We start from the raw sequence: 18642 nt of genomic DNA on the forward strand, positions 1-18642 counted from the left end.
AAAGAATGCAACATGATAAATTAAAATATGCGTCATGTGTTAATTCGTGCAATTAATCAGTATTTCCTAATTATATCTTACACTAAAGAATCGGCTCCGTCAACCCCCATTTTTCGCGTACTCACGATTAGTTATGTAAAGGAGAGTTGCTTAATGAGTCAAGAATTTCCGCAGGAGCAGCAGCGGGTGAATCAAGTGATCGGCATCATTCAAGATCAGATCGACGCATATGAGGAGTCAACGGCCCGCCGCCGTCAAGAAGTCGTGGACATCCGGAAGCATTTCTGGGAAGACGTCACAGTGAACACGGACAACTTTGACGATTTTCTTGAAACGATTATCAGCTTGCGGCAGCAGTCCGAGGTCCTCTCTTTAAGCCAGGGGAGCCACCGCCAGTCCGCCAAGCGGCTGTCCCAGCTTCAGCGCATGCAGGATGTGCCGTATTTCGGGCGGATAGATTTTACCGAAGAGGGAATGGGCGAGACAGAGCGCGTGTATATCGGCGTTTCGTCGCTCACGGACGCCACCGGGGAGAAGTTTCTGATTTATGACTGGAGAGCTCCGGTCTCAAGCATGTATTACGACTGCACGCCGGGTCCGGCTGAATATATCACGCCCGGCGGGCCGATCCACGGCACGCTGGAGCAAAAATGGCAGTATATCATCCGCAGCGGAGTTATCCAGTCGATGTTTGATACCCGGCTCACCATCGGTGACGAGATTCTACAGCAGGTGCTCGGCCAATCTGCAGACACGCACATGCGAAGCATCGTGGCGACGATTCAGCAGGAGCAGAACCGGATTATCCGCCATGACAGCGCACGCCTGCTTATTGTTCAGGGCGCAGCCGGTAGCGGCAAGACGTCGGCCGCTCTGCAGCGGATCGCTTATTTGCTGTATAAATACCGGAACCGCTTGACTGCGGACCAAATGCTTCTATTTTCACCGAACGCCATGTTCAAGAGTTATGTCTCGAGTGTTCTGCCTGAGCTTGGGGAAGAGAACATGCAGCAGGTCACGTTTCAGGAGTATCTGAACCACCGGCTGAGCGGCTCCTTCGACGTCGAAGATCCTTACACCCAGCTGGAATACGTCCTTACGGCTTCGGAAGACCCGAACTACCGGGTTCGAATGGCGGGAATCCGCTTTAAGGCGACAAAGGCTTTTTTTGATAGGATTCAATCCTGCCGCCAAGCGCTGGAACAATCCGGAATGGTATTCAGGGATATTTCCTTCAAAGGCAAAACGCTCGTTTCCGCCGAGCAAATCACGGAAAGATTTTACCGTGAGCATACGACGCTTCGTTTTGCAAACAGACTGGAAAAGTTGTCGGAGTGGCTGAAGGAGCTGGTCAAGGAAGCGGAGAAGACCGAGCGGAGAAAACCTTGGGTGCAGGACGCCATTGAGCTGGTCAGCAACGATGAATACCAGCAAGCTTATGCGCATCTCCGAAAAAAACACGGGCTATCGGAGGAATCGGAGGAGGATGTGGATCTCGAACTTGTCCGCAAAGAGCTCGCGCGCCGAATCGTCAGCAAAAAATTCAAGCGTATCCGGCAACAAATTAAAGATATGGGCTTTATCGATATGCCGGCCATCTATAAGCAGATGTTGGTTTCCCAGCCGGCCGCCGGCGAGGTTGAAGGAGCAGAACTCCCACCGGAATGGAACGGGATCGGCGAAATGACGTCCCAGCTGCTGGACGAAGAGAAGCTCTTATACGAGGACGCGACACCTTATCTGCTTTTAAAAGAGCTGATTGAAGGCTTTCAGACGAATGTTTCGATCCGGCATGTCCTCGTGGATGAGGCGCAGGATTATTCGCCGTTTCAATTCGAATTTATTAAAAGGCTTTTTCCGGCGGCTAAAATGACGGTGCTTGGCGACTTCAACCAGGCTGTCTTCGCCCACGCCGACGGTACGGATGATTTCGGCATGCTGTCCGAATTGTACGGAGAGGAACAAACCGATGCCATGATCTTGAACCGAAGCTACCGGTCCACCAGACCGATCGTCGAATTTACACGTGCGATTATCCCCAGCGGGGAAGAGATCATTCCTTTTGACCGGAACGGAAGCCGCCCTGTACTCACGAGAGCTGCCGACGCGGATCAATTACATCAGTCCATTCGGCAAAAAGTAAAACAATTCCGGGAACAGGGACACCGGACCGTTGCGATTATTTGCAAATCCGCAGCCCAAAGCGCATCCGTATTTGAATCCCTTCACGATCTGGAGGACATCAAGCTCATCACCAGCGGTTCGATCGAATACAAACAGGGTACCGTCGTCATTCCGGTATATTTGGCCAAAGGAATCGAATTCGATGCTGTGATCGTCTATGACGCTTCAGACGAAGAATACGGAGAAGAGAGCTTGCGTCGAGTGTTCTATACCGCCTGTACCCGGGCCATGCATGAGCTGCAGCTGTACAGCATCGGTGAGCCGAACCGTTTTGTTCAAGGGGCCGCTGCATGGATTACGGAAGAATCGATTTGATGAATTGAAAACCAACCCTGTTTCATGTATCGTCTAACTCAATGGAAAACGCTGCATAATGGGAGGACCATACCATGACGGGTAAGATCATTGTCGTTTTAAAAGCTGTAATCATCCATCAAGGCCGTATCCTGATCCTCAGACGTTCCGGTTCAGATGATGTGGGCGCGGGAGGCTGGGAAACGGCCGGGGGGAATCTGGAATTTGGCGAGGATTTGGAAACCGCCTTGATTCGTGAAATTAAAGAAGAAGCGGGGATTCATGCAAGTATCGATCGATTGCTGTTTGCAACGACGTTTTTTACGGATCCGGGCAGGCAATTCGTACTTTTATCTTATTTGTGCAGGTCGGACGAACCGCACGTAATCCTATCGCATGAGCACGACGAGTATAGATGGGCCACGAAGTCGGAGCTCGTTCAATATTTGCCTGAGGCGATTATCAGCGACTTTCAGAAGCACGGCATCTTTACTCTTCCCGAATTGGTTTAATTCATTTGTCAATGCACGGGCGGAAGATCTTTTATCGCAATTCCCCCCTCAACGCCTCTTTAGGAGCGAAGCACATGTATACTCACAGAGCATTATCTAAGGTGGATTTGACAGATATTTGCGGGTTTCCGCAAACTCAACAGGAGCTGCTTTTTGTAGGTCCAAGTTTTATATTTCCGCTAACACCAGAACAGATATTGCATTCACTTATGAACCGCTTTGAACCAACCGTCGTTATTGAAGAAGAATCCGGTCAAATTGCTGCTTATGCTAATTTATACAATAATAACGGTCATACTTGTTGGCTTGGCAATGTCATTGTTTCACCAAATCACAGAGGGCGAGGAGCCGGTGAGTTTTTATTGCATGCTATGATGGATAAGGCTAAGGAGAACTATGGGGTGAGGGAGCTCTTCCTCTCCTGTCAACACGCGAATTCAAGAGGGCTCGCATTCTACCATAAGCATTCCTTCAGGCCTTTTGATCTGAAAATTTCAAAGCTAGATGACGGCCGCAAAATCATCACCGTACAAATGAAAATAAATTTGCAGTGAGTTCAAACGATTGAGAGAAGAGGCCGATGACAGAGCACATAGCAAAAGCCCGCTGTGAAGCGGGCTTTTCTTCCTGTCTATCGAATCCTCTTTCAATCCTGCGCCTCGGCCGCCAGAATCATACCCGAATATTCCAGAGCCTGGATTCGGTATGTGCCGCCACTCCCCATGACAATTTGCCTGTACCCGAGCTTCTATTCCTTTCCATCCGCCGTTCGTATGCGGTCCCCGCCACGTCTAGGATCCCATATTTCGACGACGTGAACGATTTTGACGACCGGGCCCTGAACGATATCCACTGTTACTCTTCCCAGCATAATTAAAGGGAATAACGAGAAGTAGATCATAATTATATCGAATAACAAGTCTGCTTTACGCGTAAAGGGTTGCCGTTTGCCGAACCGAAGCACCACGTATGTAAAAAGATAGCTGAAAAAGATTAATGCCGCGCTGTATCCGGCGATTCCCCGCCACAAAAATTGGCGGACATGGCCTTCATACTTCACCCCGGCAGCAATCAGTTCTCCCAGGCATAGTATCAGCAGGGCGATCCGCAGGATGTTTCTTTTCTTTTGGTACCAAACCCTTGTTGGAGGAGAAACCAGAGCTCCCAACTCGTTCATGGGCATCAACCTTCCGTCATTCGATCATATCCGGATTTATCGAACCCGACTCCTGCAAGCAGATGCTGCACACGCCAGTATCATACAAAAAGGTAATGGAAGATCCTGCAAATTGCAAGCCTGAATATCAGGAACAGGAAAAGTGGGCGAATGATAGGCACACAGGTGTGCTGCTGAAACCCAATCTAGCACGGCTCCGTAATGTTACAATGACAATTTTTTTGAGCTCACAGGGGGAACAGTTGTGGCCAGGAATTCGACAACTCCACAAAAGCACCGCAGCACAAAGTGTCATCAAGGCAATCGCAGAGGTAAATCCAAGCGGAAGGGGAAAACGGCCGGAAGCCGGGCTTCCCGTTTTTGGCTGGGTTTATTAAAATTTCTAGGCTTTTTCGTATTAGCCGGCTTATTGCTGCTGTATTGGGACTCGGCCAGGTTGGCCTCATTAATCTCCCATGCGGTTCCGGTCCAGCAGCTGACGGCAGACACGAACGGAATCGTCCGGATAGAAGGAATCGCTGAAGGAGAGGCCGCTGCAGCGGATGAAGGCAAGTTACGGCAGCGTTACCTGCTGCTTCAAAAGGAAAAGTTTAATTGGCACTGCAGCAAAAGCGGATGTAACTACATGTGGAATGAAGACGCCGTCCCGCCAGTATGGGGGAATTTAAGCATTCAAGGTGTTAAAGTGGAAAGTGAGCGTTTCAAATTCTACTCGGACTGGCTGCCGCTTGATTACGAAACTGTGGAACCGGACCAGATTGCGTTTATCCATGAGGGGGGAACTTCCCGCCCGCTGCTTGTGGAGAGCCCTAAGGAAACGGCCTACGGTTATCATGCGCTTATGCCTGGCGAAAGGATCACGGTAATCGGCCGGGCCGCTAACGGACATTTGGAGCCCATTCATTTGCCCGGCGAGGAAGAAGATCAGCGTATGATTTTGATAGGAAGCAGTGTAGAGGAAATGCTCTCCAGCGAAAAGGAAACGCAAACCGGGGTTCTCATCGCTGCCGGATTTGTTTCGTTGTTTTTGGTACCCGTGATTATAGGCTGGATCTGGAAAGGGTTCCGGAAGATTCAGACTGTGCATAGCAAGTAGTCTTTGTTAACGTAACGTCCGCAAACGTCGCTGCCGACCAATTGAAAGCCGAAAGCAAGTTGATGCGAATAAGCCAAGAAGCCGTTCAACTGGACATCACCGGCTTGATCAGAAAACATTATCGTGACGTCAAATCAGCAGCGCCCGGCACACGGAGAGCAAGCCGGCCTTTGCCTCTCAGAAGCGGCCGGGGTCCATCGACCGGCATTCGCCGCACTGAGGAGAACGGGGCGATCGTAGATCCATTCAGCTCCATTCTGTTTTTGACGGCCATGGACACGGATCCTTGGCAGGATGACAATTCGTCAGGCGATTGGAATCCTTCAGACAGCGATCCTTCGACTAATCCAGGGGAGGATGATTCAGGCCCATCTCCGGACTGCGATAGCTCTAGCGGCGATGATTCCGGTAATTCTTCCTGCAGTTCATCCAGCGATTCTTCCTGCAGCTCGTCCTCATGCAGTTCTTCATCCTGCAGTTCATCGTCTTGCAGTTCCTGTGGCGGGGGAGGAGATTAGGAAGCTGTACTAAAAATAAATCCTTCTGCGCCGCAGGTGGATTTTTTTGTCATTTATATTGACCGATTGATCAGCATGATATATGATTTTACTAACCAATTGGTCAGCAAATTCGAAACGAGGTGATGAGCCTGCCGATACAGCTTTACGAACGGGATAAGATTTTGCAAGCCTGCTTAACCGTGTTTGCCCGCAACGGTTATAAGAACACTTCAACGGAAATGTTGGCGGATGCTGCCGGTATTTCCAAAGCTTTGATCTTTCATCATTTCACGAGCAAGAAGAAACTGTATCTTAGCTTAGTTGACCACTGCTTTGAGAAGGTCCGAACCGGCATCCATTACGATGAGTGGACGGAACACACCGATTTTTTTACAGCCATCATTCAGTTAAGCCGTACGAAGCTCGACTATTTTCGGGAGCACCCTGATGAATGGAAGTTAGTATATGAGGCATTTTATGCTACACCTGATGGCTTGAAGGAGGAAGTCGAGGATAAATACGGTCAAGTGAGCGAAGCACGTAATGCGATGTTCGCACAGCTTTTTGACAAGGTTCCCCTCCGCGAGGGCGTAAATCGAACGTATGCATTCGAGCTCGTCATGGCTGTAACCAGACATTTCGAAACGAAGTTTCTGAAAGAGTCGACCGGTATGAGCCATATTAGCGAAGCCTATACCCACAGCTTAATGGAGGAATTGGAAGCTTTTTGCGACATGATCCGATACGGTATGGAAAATTAAGTGAAGAGGTGAGCGGCCGTGAAAGACATCACAAGCAATGATTTAGTGGCACCGGAAACGATGCGTGATTTCAACGCGTTCTATCAAAAGCTGGCCTATCGTCAAGAAGGGCTTTACCGGATTGAAGACTTTTTTGGCGTGGGTAAAGCTTGGGTAGCTTTTCGGTATGAGGATGTCTCAGCGATTTTGAAAGATCCCCGGTTCCTCTCGGACCGGCGAAAGTACGCTTCACAGCAACAATCTTCACCTGAGAACAGCTCGGTCAATGAATTGCTCGAATGGTTCAAAAGTATGCCCAATATGCTCACGGTGGACCCACCCGACCACACCCGTCTACGGCGTTTGGTTTCCAAAGCGTTTACGCCCCGAATGATTGAGGATCTCCGCCCGCGAATCCAACAGATCGCCGACGAGCTGCTGGATAAGGTGGCCAGCCGGGGCAGGATGGAACTCATATCTGAATTTGCTTATCCGCTGCCGATCATCGTGATCTCGGAGATGCTGGGAATCCCTGGCCATCATCAGGCTCGTTTTCGCGAGTGGACCCACAAGCTGGCCGAATCCGCGCTGAACCCCGGCCAAGCCAATAAGGTTCAGGAAGCCCTTCAGGAGTTTATCGACTACATTCAATCTTTGATTTCTGAAAAGAGAGCTCGCCCCGGTAGCGATGTCATCAGCGGTTTGCTTCAGGCTTATGACGAGGGAGATAAACTTAACGAGAACGAGCTGCTCTCCACCATTTGGCTGCTCATTACGGCAGGACATGAAACGACCGTGAATCTGATCGTTAACGGAACCCTGGCTCTGCTTCAGCATCCAGAACAAATGCAGCTGCTTCGAGAGAATCCGGCTCTCTTGCCGGCGGCGGTGGAAGAACTGCTGCGGTACGCGGGTCCGGTCATGATTACGAGCCGGATCGCGGACGAAGATATCGAGCTCCACGGCACACAAATTCGAAAAGGCGAAATGGTTGTGGTGTCACTGGCCGGAGCGGATATGGATGCAAGCCGATTTGACGCGCCGGAGCGGCTGGATATCACAAGACAAGAGACCGATCATTTGGCATTTGGCAGAGGAATCCATCTTTGCTTGGGGGCGCCTCTTGCCCGCATGGAGGGACAAATCGCGTTCGGCTCGTTGTTACGGCGCTTTCCCAACCTGCGTCTTGACGTTAAACCGGAAGACCTGGCGTATCACTACAGCACGCTCCGATCGTTGGTGAGCCTTCCCGTCAGCTTCTAAAGCTGTTTCATATCTATGTAAGAGAAAATAGTCCGCAATAGCGGGCTTTTTCTTTTTATCACCATTAACCTCCATATGATTGAGCCGCTCGTCTGGAAACAGGCGAGTTTTATTTTTTGCGCCCTTTTATCAATTTAAGGTTCCTGTAAGGTTGGGATTAACATGCTGAAAGGTTCGGGATTTAACATAAATCATGTAAGCGATAAGGAACGAACATAACACAACTGAAGGAGATACCTCATGAAAACGATACTGCAAGCTAAGAACGTCAATAAAACCTTTGGCACCAAAGGAAACCAATATACCGCACTGAACAATATCAACCTCAGTATCGAAGAGGGCGAATTTGTCGGCATCATGGGACCCTCCGGTGCGGGAAAATCCACACTGCTGAATATATTTTCGACGATTGATACACCGACCTCCGGAGAAATCATCATCGACGGGCACAACATCGTGACCATGAATGAGGAGAAGCTGTCCGATTTCCGCCGCAATAAACTCGGCTTTATTTTTCAGGATTATAATCTGCTCGATACGCTCACGGTCAAGGAAAACATCCTGCTTCCGTTGGCTCTGTCCAAAGTACCGGCGGCCGAAATCGAACAGAGGGTTCAAGAGATTGCCGACACGTTTGGGATCCGCGAAATTCTGGACAAATACCCATATCATATTTCGGGCGGACAAAAGCAGCGGGCGGCAGCCTCGCGGGCGATCGTGGCCAATCCGAGCCTGATTTTGGCGGATGAGCCGACCGGCGCGCTGGATTCGAAATCCGCGACCCGCCTGTTGGAGAGCCTGAGCGCGCTCAATCAGGCCAACCGGTCCACCATTATGATGGTGACGCATGATGCGAATGCGGCGAGCTACTGCAAGCGGGTGATTTTCATCAACGACGGCCGGCTGTTCATGGAACTCCGTAAGGGTGATCTATCGCGAAAGCAGTTTTTTGGTCAGATACTCGAGGTTCTGGCTACGCTTGGAGGTGAGGAACATGACGCTGTTTAAAATCGCCGGGAAAAACATCCGGAATAACTTCAAAAATTACTTTCTATATTTTGCCTCGATGATATTCAGCATCGTCATCTATTTTACGTTTGTGTCGTTGAAGTACGACCATACCATTCAATCGGCATCGGACGGGTCGCCGAAAATCAGCTCGGCGTTCAGTGGAGCGGCCGTCGTTCTGATTATTTTCGTCGCTATCTTTATCTGGTATTCGAATTCGTTTTTCACGCGCAAGCGCAAAAAGGAGGTCGGGCTGTATTCACTGCTTGGTGTCCGTAAAAAGCAGATCGGCCGGATGCTCTTTTATGAAAATTTCCTGATGGGCGTTTTGGCGCTGCTGGTCGGCATTGCGCTCGGAACCGTGCTCAGCCGATTATTTGTCATGCTTCTGATGAACGTGATGGGTTACGATGCCATGCCGGACTTTGGCATTTCCCCGGCAGCCATCCTCAATACGATTACTGTGTTTTTAATCATTACGCTGATTACTTCGGTTCAAGGCTACCGCTTGATTTATCGGTTCAAGCTGATCGAGCTGTTCCGTGCAGACCAGGAGCGGGAGAAGGAACCACGGTCATCGGTGTGGATTGCGCTACTATCCGTCTTGCTTGTTGGATTCGGCTACTGGCTCGCGCTGCAAAACATGCTGACGTCAGAGGCTTGGAAGACGATTGGCGTGCTGGTGACGCCGCTGGTTATTCTGGTTTCGGTTATTCTCGGCACGTATCTGCTCTTTAACACGTTGACCGTTACGCTGCTGAAGCTGGCCCGCAAACGGAAAAGAAGCTATTGGCGGGGACTGAACCTGATCGGAACTTCCCAGCTTTTGTACCGGATGAAAGGAAATGCACGTACGCTGACGATCATCGCCGTGCTTAGCGCAACGACGCTGACGGCGGTCGGCACGGCTTACAGCTTGTATTATAACAACCGGATTAATGTGGCGCTGGCGAACCCGAACAGCTACATGTTTATCGGAGGGGACAAAGCGGCAGTGAACAAAGCGAATCAGGCTATCGAACAAGCATCGGGTCACAAAGTGATCTACCATGAGTCCGTTCCTTTGCTTGAAGTGGATGCCGATATTACAGGACTCGGACAAACAACCGGCTCCAATGAGCAGACCTTTACAGTGATATCGAACCACACCTTCAACAAGCTGGCCAAGCTTCAAGGACGAAACGACGTGTTCAGCCTTCAAGGCAGCGATGCAGCCGTCCTGGAGCCTGGGTATATGAAGGGTATTTCGCCGGCCTATGAGGGATCCACGATTCTACTCACTGGGAAGGGAATCCATGAAAAGATCCATTTTACCGCATTGAAAACATACAACGTACTGAACCTCGGGACCGTCTATTCCACCTTGGTCGTCAGCGACGATTTATTCGCGGCGCTTCAGCCCAAGGCCAAAACCATGACCGCCCAAGCATACGAGATCACGCATCAGGACAAGGCCAAGGAACTGACCAAACAGTTGGAAACCATTCTGCCGGAGACCGCCGGCCTGGCAAGCTTCTATAGTGATTATGCGCGGGGAATGGAGTCAACCGGACTGATGATCTTTATGGGCGGATTCCTTGGGCTCGTGTTCCTGGCGGCGACGGGCAGCATCATTTACTTCAAGCAGCTTACGGAAGCCAGCAGCGACAAAGCCCGGTATTTGATTTTGCATAAAATCGGCGTCAAAAAAAGCGAAATCCGCAAATCGGTCGCCAAGCAGGTGCTGTTTGTATTTGCGCTGCCCCTTGCCGCAGGCATCGCCCACTGCGCCGTGGCCTTATCGGCTTTATCGAACCTGATGATGACCAGCCTGGTCGTTCCCGTGGTCAGCTGCATGGGCATTTATATTGGCATTTATCTCGTTTATTATTTCCTGACCGTCAACAGCTACTACAAAATCGTTACGAATGTAAAGTGAGGAGTGGATTGAAATGAAAAAAGGGCTTATCGCAATAGCGGTCATTTTGATCGTACTGGTCGGATTCGTCGTATTCATCCAAAACGTGAATGTAAACCGTCTCGGCACGCAGCAGTATTATGTACAGATTAACGAGGACGGAAAGAAAGTGGAAGACAAATCGGACAACGGGCAGAAGTATGTCTATTACGAATATACCTTGGATGGCTTTGATCCAAGCGGGAAAGAAAAAGCTCTGACTTTTACAGCACAGAAGGAACTGCGTAGGGATGCTTATTTGCGGATTTATGTCAAAGGAGATATGGTCAGTTCCTATCAAGAAGTGAAGGCCGATAAGCTGCCGGAAGGGGCGAAGCAGAAGCTGAGCGATGCGCGGAATTAACCCTTCTGCGTAACCACGTTTTATTCAATAAAACACATAATAGAGGAGAGAATCCAATGTATCGTACAACGTTAAAAAGCGTATCCCAGAAAGCGCTGACTTATTCGCTGGCTTTGACGCTGGCAGCTTGTCCCATAGCAGGCTATTCCCATGTGCTGGCCGCCCCGGCGGTGCCAACGCTCTTATCCGCTGCATCCGCACAGGTTCATGCTCCGGTGAAGTATCAGATCGACGCGCGGCTTGACGAAAAATCGATGCATATTCAGGGAAGCGAATTGGTCACCTACCGGAACCTGTCCAAGGATACGCTGCAGGAGATCGTATTCCACACATTTGCCGACGCGAACCGGTCCAAAGCGACCCAAACGTCGACGTTTGAACGCAATAATGAGGAGATCCGGAAGGAAAATCCGCAGAAGAAGCCAGAGGACTTTCTGGGCGGGATCGACATCCGGAGCGCTGGAGTTAACGGGCAAACCGCGGATTTCTCGAATAGTAATCAAGCGTTAACCGTTCAGTTGAAGCAGGGTTTGAAACCTGGCGAGTCGGTGACGGTCCAAATCGGCTTTGACGTCAAGATCCCGTATGGGATGCAGCGTCTGTCGTATTACAAAGATATCGTAAACGGTGCGCATTGGTTCCCGGCGGCATCGGTCTATGACGAAAGCAAGCATCAATGGGACAACGCGCCGTACAGCAAAACCTTCGAATCCGATTATTACGACGCCTCGGATTTTGAAGTACATTTAAATGTTCCCGCATCCTACCAAATCCTAATGCCAGGGACGATAACGACGCAGGAGGCTGCAGGGGAACCGGGTAGAAAAACGGTTAACGCGATCGCGGATAACACCAGGGAGCTCGTCTTTTTTGCCAGCCCGAATTACAAGGTGGAGAGCGTGACACGCGAAGGCTTGACGGTTGAATATTATTACTTCGATAATATGCCGGACAAGAAAAAACTCGTGAATCAGTACATCGACGCTGCTTTTGATGCGATACGTTTTTTTAACGAAAAATACGGCAAGTACCCTTATCCGGAATTCCGGATTGCGGAATCTTATGTAGAGGGGGTTGCTGTCGAATTTTCCCGGGTCATTCAAATGGGGCAAATCGCTCAGAACAGCGATCCGGCGCATGATGATGTATTCGTCCATGAAATCGCCCATCAATGGTTCCACGGCTTAATCGGCAACAATTCGGAGGCAGAGTCGTTTTTGGATGAAGGATTTGCCGACTTCTCCAAAGTGTATTTTGCGGAAAAACGAGGCGATGTGCTTGGTGGATTTCAATCGATCCAGATGGATGACTTGTCGTCCATTGACAAACCGATCGCTTCAACCAATGCAGATGCGGGAGACGTAGAGAATCCGGTCTTTTACGGAAAAGGACGTCAGGCAATCTACCAGCTGTACCGCATGGTGGGCGAGGAGAAATTCGATGGGTTCATGAGGGAATACTTCAAGCGCTATGAATATAAAAACGCAACCATCGACGGTCTGCTGCAGACGATTCAGGATACGCTCGGAAATGATGCACGGCAGGAAATAGACCGGGCGCTGCATGATCCGAATTTTACATTAAAGTCCGAATACCGGCTGTCCGAGGCGGAAGAAGCTGCGTATTGGCATGGGCAGTTCAAGAGCATCTACCACTCGTCCCTGTCCCAGATTCCTAATCTTAGGGAGGAAGCGATGAGCCGCATTGTGGATAAGGCGCTTCAGGGCGAACCCCTTACGATCGTGATGAGCGACCGGGCAGACGGTACGTCAGACAAGCAGGAGCAATCGATACTTGAGCAGCTGCAAAGTTCGCTGCAATTGATGGGAATACAAGCCGATGTCATTACAGAGCGTCAAGTTCTCAAGAAGCAAATGGAGAAAGAGCTGGCCGCCAGCAACATGATCGCCATCGGCAGCGCCGGGTCGAACAGCCTGATCCAGGCGCTCAAGCCCGGCATCATGCAAAACGCCAAGTCGATCGGTCTGAACTGGACAAACTTGATGGGACAAAAAGCAGCTTCAGGCGCTTATATCATCAAGCATCCATACAACCAAAACCGTCTGCTGCTGCACTTATTCTGGAACGGAAAGGCGCTCAGCGAACCGGCGATGAAGATTTACCCTGCTCAGATGCTGAATGCCCTCAACTTCAGCACGAATTACTATCAATACTACGTCATGGATGAGGCAGGTAAAATCATCTCCGACCAGAAAATCGCCAATCCAATGGCTAAGTTTTTTGAGCAAGAATGAGACGGGCGGCGTTTCAAAGGAGGACAGCGGCTTGAAAATAGAGTTATAGTAGATGTCAGGGTGGAAATGATGAAGAAAGGAGGTACTGATCGTATGCCGCAAAGTCAGAAAGTGCTGATCGTCGATGATGAGGAAGATATCGTCAAGCTTTTGAAAACCGTTCTTCTGAAGGAAGGTTTCGAGCATGTGTTTGCCGCTTTTTCCGCGGAAGAGGGTTGGGAACAGTTTCAGGACAAGCGCCCTGACGTCGTCATCCTGGATATTATGCTGCCGGACGGAGAAGGCTATGACGTCTGCAGGCAAATCCGCAGCGTTTCGAACGTACCGATTTTCTTCCTATCGGCCAAGACGGAGGAAATCGATAAAATACTCGGATTTGCCATCGGAGGCGACGACTACATTACGAAACCCTTTAGCCCAAAGGAAGTGGCTTACCGGATCAAAGCCCGCTTCCGCAGACAGGAAACTGCCTCTGATGATGTGGAAAGAAAGCATGTCGTGCAAGCAGGCCCGTTTGTGTTTGACGAGCAAAAAATCGAACTAAAGAAAAATGGGGAAATCATCGAGCTGAAGCCGAAAGAGCTGGGATTGTTCACCCACTTGCTGAAGCACCCGAACCAAATCATCAGCAAAGAAAGCTTATATGACCAGGTGTGGGGTGAAGATACCTTCGGGTACGACAATACCGTCATGGTTCACATTCGACGGCTCCGGGAAAAAATTGAAGACGACCCGTCTAATCCGCAGTATTTGGTCACCGTAAAGGGTCTGGGGTACAAGCTGGCGCTGGAGGGCGCAAAGCGATGAAATGGAGACTGACCGGAAGATACCTGGTATCCGTCGTTCTCATCGTCGTCATCGTCATTTTCATGAATATCGTGGTTGTGACCGGTCTTTATTTGAACCAGTTTGCCTTTCCCCATTATTCTTTTCAATCCGAACAGAACAATCCGGATTTGATTACCCGGTCGTTCGGCAAAGAAATAATCCTCTCCGATTCGGGGATGACAATTACAGGCGAGGGGAAGGAACTGCTGGACCGTAATCAGGCCTGGATTCAAATTTTAGATGAGAACGGCAGGCAGGTTTATGGTTACCACGTCCCCCCCGATGCAAAGTCCAAATATACGCCGATCGATATGGTCCAGACTTACAAGTATATCGAAAAGGAGCTCATGTCGACCGTTTTTGTCGGGGAAAAGCAGGGAAAACAGCAGCGGTACAGCTATTTGATCGGTTTTAAAAATACTTATTTGGAGCGGAACGTATTAACGTATGATGTTCGCTCTGTGGTTCGATTTTTCAAAATCGGAAGCTTGGCCGTCATTGTGGTCGACGGTGTTATTGCGCTGTGCATCGCTTACCTGTTCAGCAAAAAGCTGACCCGGCCGCTTCATACGCTGATCAATGCGATCAAGCAGCTTGCGCATAAAAAATATGGGATTCATTACGAGCCTAAAGGGGTTTACAAAGACGTGTTCCATCATGTCAACCTGCTGAGCGAGGAGCTGAGGGCCAGCGAGGCCGAACGTAAAAAGCTGGACCGCATGAGGGAAGAGTGGATTGCGAACATCACGCATGATATCAAAACGCCGCTGGCTTCAATCCAAGGATACGCCGAAATGATGAGGGACAAGGATTATGAGTTCACGACCGTAGAAATGCAGGAATACGCGGAAATCATTGAACAGAAATCTCACTACTTGAAAGACGTCATCGAGGATTTGAACCTGTCCACCCGCCTTAAGAACAAAAACATCACGCTCAACCTGAAAAGCGTCAATCTGGTCAGTCTGACCCGCAGCGTAGTCATCGATGTGCTGAACGATCCCCACTACAGCGGCAGGAACATCGATTTCAGCTACAGCGAAGAGACGATTCAGGTTAAAGTGGACGAGCTCCTCATTCGCAGGGCCGTCAGCAATTTGATATACAACGCGATGGTTCACAATGCAGAGGATACGGTCATTGAGGTGGGGGTTGAGAGAACGGCGGATTCGGTGAACATTGTCGTTGAGGATCACGGCAAGGGCATTCGGGAAGAAGAATTGGAACGGATTTTTGACCGCTACTACCGTGGGACCCATACGGGCGAGAAGCATAAAGGTTCGGGACTGGGGATGGCCATTGCGCATGATATCGTGGAGGCACATGGAGGAGAGATCCGCGTCACCAGCGAGCTCGATCAAGGAACGAGGATCGAAATCAGGCTTCAACCGCTTCCAGAAGTTCACATATCCGATGAGATCTTATAAGATAAAGATTCCTATATCATTGTGATCGATGATAAAGAGTCAAGATCCATGGGAGGTAGAGTTTGAATTTGGCCGAATGGATGACGAGTCTAGGCGAATATCCGATGATGCGTATTGCAGAGGGAGACGGGCATCGGTCATTCGGATAAGCTGCCTGTCCTGTTCAAATCATAAGAGAAGGACCCCCCTTTGCGGGTGGTCCTTCTTCAGTTACCGGCGGCCGTGAAAGGTCCGGCGCAGATCTTGAACCCACAGCTCCGGCACTTCCCACGGTATAAAGTGTCCTCCTTCTTCGTGGGCAGTAATATTGACGTGGTTGTACCACGCAGCACGGTCGGTCTTGAGAAAATGCTCCACTCGTTGATCCGTCGTCACGCCCGGCGGATTTTCGTAGCCGACGAAAGTGATGCCGGTCGGCGCTTCGATAACAGGCTGTCGTGAATGAGACGGCTCCCAAGGATATCGGTTATTATTCGCATACACGCGCATCGACGTTTCGATGGCATTATTTACCCAGAAAATCGTAGCGTGCGTAAGCAGATCGTCCTTGGAAAACACCTGTTCAATATTGCCTTTGTTGTCGCTCCACTTGATCCAGCGTTCGAGGATCCAGGCGAGCATGCCGACGGGTGAATCGCTGAGTCCGTAAGCGAGCGTGCCGGGATCCAGAACGTGTACGGCAAGATGCGAAGCAAACTTGCGGTCCAGCTGCAGCAATTGATTGCGGATCTCCCCAGGCAGTTCATCCGGAATCGGACGTCCGCCGGCATAATCCCAAGCGCGTTCCCCATTAAAGAAGTCCAGCTTGAGCGCCGATCCGATATGAATACCATAAAGCTCGGATCCGTATTTATGCCCAAGTTGACCGGTTACCAGCGCGCCGACATCGCATCCGGCTGCAGCATACTTCTCGTATCCGAGCATGTCCGTCATGAGGGTGTGCCAGAGATCGGCCATCTTCCAGAAGTTCATGTCCGGATGGTCGGGAAGCGGAGCAGAGAAGCCAAAGCCCGGCAGGGATGGGACGATGACATCAAAAGCATCGGAGGGATCACCTCCATACGCGCCCGGATCAGCGAGCGGATCCACCACTTTGGACCAATGCCAGAACGTCCATGGCCAGCCATGGGACAGAATGAGGGGAACAGGGCTTGGCCCGACTCCGGGCTTGCGCATAAAATGGACAGGCACACCCTCAACGTAGACATGATAATGCTCATAGGCGTTGATTGCCTTCTCGGATTTACGCCAGTCGAATTCATGAATCCAGTAATCGACGAGCGCTTTCAGATCTTCACGGCGTACGCCGTAGTAGCTGTCTTCATTGCCCACATCGAGGGGCCATCTGACGGAAGTAAGACGACGGTGCAGATCGTTAAGCACTTCTTCAGAAACATGGATGGGGCTTTCTTTAAGCGGAAAAACGGCATGGGACATAAATATCCTCCTCTGACGTGAATTAGGAGCTGACGAAAAGGCAAACGATTCAAGCGAAATATCCGCTAAGCGTCGCTTGCCATCCCGACAAGCCGCATCAATGCCGGGATGGCGTCAGCTATCGCCTGTCTCTCTTCTGGCGTAAGGTGTTCCGCGAAACCGGCAATCCTTCTGATCCGTTCCAGGCGCCGGGAATCGATCACGTTTTCTCCCTGGGGGGTAATATGTACGAGAACTACGCGGCCGTCATTCGGATCGGATCTTCGTTCTACGAGACCATCCCGCTCCAGCCGGGTTACAATTTGCGTGATCGCCGACTGGGTTACCTGCTCGGTGGCGGTCAGTTCCGTTAGGCGCATCGGACTGTTGTGGGTTAACGTGTGCAGGACCGACAGGGCGGTGAAGCTGAGCTTTTCAATGGACGGCAGTCGAATATTGATCCGGGTCAGATTTTCAATCACTCGAACAAAATCGGCGACATCCAATTCTTTAGATAGATGTTTAGGTTTCATGTCTATAATATATAAGGAATTTATATAAATGTCTAATATAAAACGGGAATGGATGAGAAATGGAACTGAATGATTTTCGTGGAATCGCATCATAATAGCAGGATAAGCAGGATCTGCTCCAAACACCATGATGAAACGAGTGATGAGGCTTGAGATGGACATCCGCGGCATGCCTCCTGTTCATGCTGCTGCATAATCCGACTGCAGATCAAGAACAGGCACAGGACAAGCTTACGGTCACCCATGAAGGAAAAACCATCTCCGTGCTCAACCGCGACGCGCACAGCTTGGGGGTGTTTCCTCTACTGGACAAGGAACAATATAACGCGTGGGTTAACGAACTGGACCGGAAAACCTATAAGGAAGCGCAAAACGCGAGTTTTGACGCGGGGGGGCGCATTGTCGAGGGGAAGAACGGGTACAAGCTCGACCGCAGGGCTTTTTTGATGAAGTATTATGCGTATATGTACGAGACGAGCGGGCCGGCCGCGATTGAAGTTCCAACGTACCCGGTATTTCCGAAGGTCGATACGGAGCTGCTGGCGTCTTTGCGTTCCAAGCAAATCGGTTATTATATTACTTATTTCAACGCCGGCAACCGAGACCGTTCCCATAATATAGCTCTGGCGGCCGAAGCGATTGACGGTACGGTTATCTTTCCCGGTGAACGGTTCTCATTTAACCGGGTGGTTGGCATACGCACGACCGGCAGAGGCTACCGCCGGGCTGCTGTCATTGTGCGGGGCGAATTATCCGAAGGCGTGGGAGGCGGCATCTGTCAGGTATCCTCCACCTTGTTTAATGCTGCCGATCGGGCAGGGCTGAAGATTGTGCAGCGGTACTCCCACAGCCGTCATGTTCCCTATGTCCCTTCAGGCAGAGATGCAACCGTAAGCTGGGGCGGACCGGATTTTGTCTTTGACAACGCGTACAATCAGCCGGTCCTTCTGCGCGCGTTTGCTGGTGGGGGAAGCATGGGCGTGTCCATCTACTCGTCTGACGTGATCGAATACTTCCCGAAAAAGGTACCGAGCATCTCTCATCATCTGCCGGAAGAGGTACGAGACATCACCGCAAGTCAAAGCCCCGGATATCAGAATTAGAGCAGA

16 protein-coding genes are annotated in these 18642 nt (G+C 50.4%); 13 read left to right on the forward strand and 3 right to left on the reverse strand.

Annotation, left to right across the window (positions count from 1 at the left end; translation table 11 throughout):
* Positions 1-153: 153 nt before the first annotated feature.
* From helD to FHS19_RS06975, 3 genes are all read left to right on the forward strand, one after another.
* The gene (helD, locus tag FHS19_RS06965) at positions 154-2499 is read left to right on the forward strand and encodes an RNA polymerase recycling motor HelD (protein WP_183580535.1); all 2346 of its coding nucleotides are present in this window, start codon (positions 154-156) and stop codon (positions 2497-2499) included.
* 74 nt (positions 2500-2573) lie between these two features.
* On the forward strand, positions 2574-2990 hold the full coding sequence (locus FHS19_RS06970) for an NUDIX hydrolase (protein WP_183580538.1): 417 nt from the start codon (positions 2574-2576) through the stop codon (positions 2988-2990).
* 74 nt (positions 2991-3064) lie between these two features.
* Positions 3065-3544 (forward strand): GNAT family N-acetyltransferase, encoded by a 480-nt coding sequence (locus tag FHS19_RS06975; protein ID WP_183580541.1) that lies wholly within the window; start codon positions 3065-3067, stop codon positions 3542-3544.
* A gap of 194 nt (positions 3545-3738) precedes the next feature.
* On the opposite strand, the gene FHS19_RS06980 is transcribed toward FHS19_RS06975, so the two are convergent.
* Positions 3739-4167 carry a hypothetical protein gene (locus FHS19_RS06980; RefSeq protein ID WP_183580544.1) on the reverse strand — a complete coding sequence of 143 codons (429 nt, stop codon included), beginning with the start codon at positions 4165-4167 and terminating at the stop codon, positions 3739-3741.
* Positions 4168-4411: 244 nt separating this feature from the next.
* Here FHS19_RS06980 and FHS19_RS06985 point away from each other — a divergent pair, with 244 nt between their 5' ends.
* The 9 genes from FHS19_RS06985 (at position 4412) to FHS19_RS07025 (ending at position 15584) form a co-directional block, all read left to right on the forward strand.
* Positions 4412-5263: a hypothetical protein gene (locus tag FHS19_RS06985; protein WP_183580547.1), complete on the forward strand. Its 852-nt coding sequence runs from the start codon at positions 4412-4414 to the stop codon at positions 5261-5263.
* Positions 5264-5906: 643 nt separating this feature from the next.
* On the forward strand, positions 5907-6524 hold the full coding sequence (locus tag FHS19_RS06990) for a TetR/AcrR family transcriptional regulator (protein ID WP_246426444.1): 618 nt from the start codon (positions 5907-5909) through the stop codon (positions 6522-6524).
* A gap of 18 nt (positions 6525-6542) precedes the next feature.
* Positions 6543-7766 carry a cytochrome P450 family protein gene (locus FHS19_RS06995; RefSeq protein WP_183580550.1) on the forward strand — a complete coding sequence of 408 codons (1224 nt, stop codon included), beginning with the start codon at positions 6543-6545 and terminating at the stop codon, positions 7764-7766.
* Between the two features lie 240 nt (positions 7767-8006).
* On the forward strand, positions 8007-8774 hold the full coding sequence (locus FHS19_RS07000; protein ID WP_183580553.1) for an ABC transporter ATP-binding protein: 768 nt from the start codon (positions 8007-8009) through the stop codon (positions 8772-8774).
* The gene (locus FHS19_RS07005; RefSeq protein WP_183580556.1) at positions 8761-10692 is read left to right on the forward strand and encodes an FtsX-like permease family protein; all 1932 of its coding nucleotides are present in this window, start codon (positions 8761-8763) and stop codon (positions 10690-10692) included. The genes FHS19_RS07000 and FHS19_RS07005 overlap by 14 nt, the downstream gene beginning before the upstream one ends.
* A gap of 13 nt (positions 10693-10705) precedes the next feature.
* Positions 10706-11074 carry a YxeA family protein gene (locus tag FHS19_RS07010; RefSeq protein ID WP_183580559.1) on the forward strand — a complete coding sequence of 123 codons (369 nt, stop codon included), beginning with the start codon at positions 10706-10708 and terminating at the stop codon, positions 11072-11074.
* Positions 11075-11130: 56 nt separating this feature from the next.
* Complete coding sequence (locus tag FHS19_RS07015; RefSeq protein WP_183580563.1) at positions 11131-13329, forward strand: M1 family metallopeptidase; 2199 nt, start codon at positions 11131-11133, stop codon at positions 13327-13329.
* A 93-nt stretch (positions 13330-13422) separates the two neighbouring features.
* Positions 13423-14136 carry a response regulator transcription factor gene (locus tag FHS19_RS07020; protein WP_183580566.1) on the forward strand — a complete coding sequence of 238 codons (714 nt, stop codon included), beginning with the start codon at positions 13423-13425 and terminating at the stop codon, positions 14134-14136.
* The gene (locus tag FHS19_RS07025) at positions 14133-15584 is read left to right on the forward strand and encodes a sensor histidine kinase (protein ID WP_183580569.1); all 1452 of its coding nucleotides are present in this window, start codon (positions 14133-14135) and stop codon (positions 15582-15584) included. Before FHS19_RS07020 ends, FHS19_RS07025 begins: the two co-directional genes overlap by 4 nt.
* Positions 15585-15794: 210 nt before the next feature.
* Here FHS19_RS07025 and FHS19_RS07030 read toward each other — a convergent pair whose 3' ends face one another.
* Together FHS19_RS07030 and FHS19_RS07035 are read right to left on the reverse strand one after the other, a co-directional pair.
* Complete coding sequence (locus FHS19_RS07030; RefSeq protein WP_183580572.1) at positions 15795-17021, reverse strand: epoxide hydrolase family protein; 1227 nt, start codon at positions 17019-17021, stop codon at positions 15795-15797.
* A gap of 65 nt (positions 17022-17086) precedes the next feature.
* A complete protein-coding gene (locus tag FHS19_RS07035; protein WP_246426445.1) occupies positions 17087-17695 on the reverse strand; it encodes a MarR family winged helix-turn-helix transcriptional regulator in 609 nt (202 codons plus the stop codon).
* Positions 17696-17715: 20 nt separating this feature from the next.
* On the opposite strand from FHS19_RS07035, the gene FHS19_RS07040 reads away from it, so the two are divergent.
* Positions 17716-18636 (forward strand): VanW family protein, encoded by a 921-nt coding sequence (locus tag FHS19_RS07040; RefSeq protein ID WP_183581487.1) that lies wholly within the window; start codon positions 17716-17718, stop codon positions 18634-18636.
* Positions 18637-18642: the final 6 nt, after the last annotated feature.

It is taken from the genome of Paenibacillus rhizosphaerae (assembly GCF_014192015.1).
Lineage (GTDB): Bacteria > Bacillota > Bacilli > Paenibacillales > Paenibacillaceae > Paenibacillus_AQ > Paenibacillus_AQ rhizosphaerae.

Bases quoted from the DNA above. Each gene is read 5' to 3' on its own strand.
- FHS19_RS07015 (WP_183580563.1), top strand. From the start codon at position 11,131: ATGTATCGTACAACGTTAAAAAGCGTATCCCAGAAAGCGCTGACTTAT.
- FHS19_RS07040 (WP_183581487.1), top strand. From the start codon at position 17,716: ATGCTGCTGCATAATCCGACTGCAGATCAAGAACAGGCACAGGACAAG.
- FHS19_RS07025 (WP_183580569.1), top strand. From the start codon at position 14,133: ATGAAATGGAGACTGACCGGAAGATACCTGGTATCCGTCGTTCTCATC.
- FHS19_RS07030 (WP_183580572.1), bottom strand. From the start codon at position 17,021: ATGTCCCATGCCGTTTTTCCGCTTAAAGAAAGCCCCATCCATGTTTCT.
- FHS19_RS07010 (WP_183580559.1), top strand. From the start codon at position 10,706: ATGAAAAAAGGGCTTATCGCAATAGCGGTCATTTTGATCGTACTGGTC.
- helD (WP_183580535.1), top strand. From the start codon at position 154: ATGAGTCAAGAATTTCCGCAGGAGCAGCAGCGGGTGAATCAAGTGATC.
- FHS19_RS06970 (WP_183580538.1), top strand. From the start codon at position 2,574: ATGACGGGTAAGATCATTGTCGTTTTAAAAGCTGTAATCATCCATCAA.
- FHS19_RS07000 (WP_183580553.1), top strand. From the start codon at position 8,007: ATGAAAACGATACTGCAAGCTAAGAACGTCAATAAAACCTTTGGCACC.
- FHS19_RS06980 (WP_183580544.1), bottom strand. From the start codon at position 4,167: ATGAACGAGTTGGGAGCTCTGGTTTCTCCTCCAACAAGGGTTTGGTAC.
- FHS19_RS06990 (WP_246426444.1), top strand. From the start codon at position 5,907: ATGAGCCTGCCGATACAGCTTTACGAACGGGATAAGATTTTGCAAGCC.
- FHS19_RS07020 (WP_183580566.1), top strand. From the start codon at position 13,423: ATGCCGCAAAGTCAGAAAGTGCTGATCGTCGATGATGAGGAAGATATC.
- FHS19_RS07005 (WP_183580556.1), top strand. From the start codon at position 8,761: ATGACGCTGTTTAAAATCGCCGGGAAAAACATCCGGAATAACTTCAAA.
- FHS19_RS06975 (WP_183580541.1), top strand. From the start codon at position 3,065: ATGTATACTCACAGAGCATTATCTAAGGTGGATTTGACAGATATTTGC.
- FHS19_RS07035 (WP_246426445.1), bottom strand. From the start codon at position 17,695: ATGTCCATCTCAAGCCTCATCACTCGTTTCATCATGGTGTTTGGAGCA.